Consider the following 2,383-nt stretch of genomic DNA (forward strand, 5'->3'; position numbering starts at 1 on the left):
TGCAAGACAGTTAAGGCAGGCAAGGCAGGCAAGACAAATGGCAGTCGCCCTCAGCCTGACTGGAGTGTTATCCATCAGGAGTTGAAAAAGAGCGGAGTAACCCTTCAGCTTTTGTGGCAGGAGTACAAACAGGTTCACCCCGATGGGTATCAATCCACCCAATTTTGTGAACTGTATAATCGATGGAAAAAGAAGCTTAAGGTAAGTCTTCGGCAAAGCTATAAAGCAGGAGAAAAGATGTTTGTGGATTATGCAGGGCAAACCGTTCCTGTGGTAGATCCAAAGAGCGGGGAGGTAAAAGAGGCTCAAATTTTTGTAGCTGTTCTTGGAGCGAGTAACTACACCTATACAGAGGCTACGTGGGACCAAAGCCTTTCCAGTTGGATAGGCTCGCATGTGAGGGCCTTTGAATATTTCGGTGGAGTGGCTCGGATTGTGGTCCCCGATAACCTTAAAAGCGGTGTGTCACGGCCCTGCCGGTATGAGCCTGATATTAATCCAACCTACCATGAGATGGCTGCTCACTACGGCACGGCGATTATTCCGGCACGGGTCAGAAAACCAAAGGATAAGGCCAAGGTGGAGGGGGGAGTTCTGATCGTAGAGAGGTGGATTTTAGCCTCATTAAGGAACCGCACGTTCTTTAGTCTCAGCGAGATCAATGAAGCAATTTTTGATCTTGTGGGTAAACTGAACCATCGTCCATTCAAAAAGCTGGAAGGATCAAGACATTCCTGGCTTGAGAATATCGAGCGGGAAGCCCTTCTTCCCCTGCCTCAGACTCAGTATGTGTTTGCTGAATGGAAAAAGGCACGGGTAAACATTGATTACCACGTGGAGCTAAGCCGCCACTATTACAGCGTTCCCTATAAGCTGGTGAGGGAAGAGGTGACTGTTCGCTATACTGCTACCACGGTAGAGGTCTTCCATCGGGGAGAGAGGGTAGCCAGCCATAGAAGAGATAACCGGCCAGGCGCACATACCACCCACAAGGAGCATATGCCGCACAGCCATCAGCAGTACCTGGAATGGACCCCATCGCGTATCATTCACTGGGCAGGTACGGTAGGCAAGTCCACGGCCCAGGTCGTTGAAACCATTATGAACAGCCGTCAGCATCCTGAACAAGGCTATCGCTCATGCCTTGGGATCTTACGACTGGCCAAACACTATTCTCCTGACCGCCTTGAGGCAGCCTGCCATAGGGCAGTAGCCATTAAAGGGTGCAGCTACAAGAGTATTCGATCTATTCTGGAAAAGGGACTGGATCAACAGCCGCTGCCTGCCAGTATAATCCAGCCCCCCGTGAATCATGCAAATATCAGAGGAGGTGGTTACTACAACTAACCAATTGATAAGTGTCATGAGGACAATAATTGCCCGATGGTTAAATACTTGTATCTTACCTTACCCCAAGGGGGCGTTATGCCTTTGTCGCTTTAGCGCAAAGCATAAAGCCCCCCCTGTGGAGTAAGGTAGATGGTGTTCAAAAACCCTATTGTCCAAGCATAAGGCGAATAACGGGTCACCCTCCTTGTGGGAATACTGCCCACGGGGGGATATTGTCCACAGGGAAACCACCTTTGCTTCTCAATGGTGATATCGTGAGAGGTGGTACATCGTGGCCGAAAATCGCTGGTACATTTTGGGTGAAAATTTTTGGTGAAAGCACTACTGCTAAAACTGATAAACACATTAAAATACAAGGAGGAAAAAGGGAATGTTACCTATACCCACCTTAGAAAAACTCAAGGCATTAAAGCTTTATGGAATGACCAGAGGCTTTGAGGAACAGGCTGCCTCATCCGAGTATCAAAACCTCACCTTTGACGAGAGGTTGGGCCTGTTGGTAGATCGGGAAAAAAGTGAGCGGGAAAACCGTCAATTAAAGTCCCGACTCAGGCAGGCTAAACTACGCCATCAAGCGTGCATGGAAGATATTGATTATCAGCACCCCAGAGGATTGACAAATCCTTGCTGCTCTCATTATCAAGTTGTCAGTGGATCAGAGATCACCTCAATGTTTTCATCATCGGACCAACCGGCCTGGGGAAAAGCTTTATTGCCTGTGCTCTGGCCCATAGAGCCTGCCTTGAAGGTTTCAAGGTGCTCTACTTCCGAGCCCCACGGCTATTTCCTGATCTTTGCGTGGCCCAGGGAGATGGTCGCTATCGTAAGCTCATGAGTACCATTGCCAAGGCTCACCTTTTGGTAATTGATGACTGGGGACTGTCTGCCCTGTCCGATCAAGAGCGAAGGGATCTACTGGAAATTGTTGAGGACCGGCACGGAATACATTCCACCATTGTAACCAGTCAGTTGCCTGTCGAACACTGGCATCAGATGATTGGCAATCCAACTCTGGCAGATGCTATCCTTGACC

The 2,383-nt window shown here is 49.0% G+C and carries 1 protein-coding gene and 1 pseudogene; both read left to right on the forward strand.

The genetic code is table 11. The annotated features are described in order from the left end of the window. On the forward strand, positions 1-1,347 hold a 1,347-nt coding region (istA, locus tag HWQ67_RS16455), incomplete at its 5' end, for an IS21 family transposase (protein ID WP_218253773.1). A 424-nt stretch (positions 1,348-1,771) separates the two neighbouring features. After that, a pseudogene (gene istB, locus HWQ67_RS16460) lies at positions 1,772-2,383 on the forward strand (IS21-like element helper ATPase IstB); the annotation flags it as partial.

It is taken from the genome of Candidatus Magnetobacterium casense (assembly GCF_019173545.1).
Lineage (GTDB): Bacteria > Nitrospirota > Thermodesulfovibrionia > Thermodesulfovibrionales > Magnetobacteriaceae > Magnetobacterium > Magnetobacterium cryptolimnobacter.